Below are 265 nucleotides of genomic sequence, written 5' to 3'. Positions count from 1 at the left end.
GACGGGCAAGCGGTTGGTCGCAGAGGCGATCGATCGCTTTCGCCCCGACGTCGTCCACGTCCACAATTTCTTCCCGCTGCTGTCGCCTTCGGTGTTCGATGTCTGTCGGCAAAAGCGCGTGACCGCGGTGGTGACGTTGCACAATTATCGCACCATCTGCACCGGCGGCATGCTGCTTCGCGAAGGTCGCGTCTGCCACAAATGCCTGGAGCATGGCCACGTCTGGGGCGTCGCGCATCGCTGCTACCGTGGATCGCTTCCGGGC

The 265-nt window shown here is 63.4% G+C and carries 1 pseudogene; it reads left to right on the top strand.

Annotated features, from left to right (window positions below):
- Positions 1–265: pseudogene (locus RVY79_RS20020) on the top strand (hypothetical protein); the annotation flags it as partial.

The sequence above is a fragment of the Chromohalobacter sp. HP20-39 genome (assembly GCF_033052815.1).
Classification (GTDB): Bacteria; Pseudomonadota; Gammaproteobacteria; order Pseudomonadales; family Halomonadaceae; genus Chromohalobacter.
This window is presented reverse-complemented; position numbering and strand designations above follow the sequence as displayed.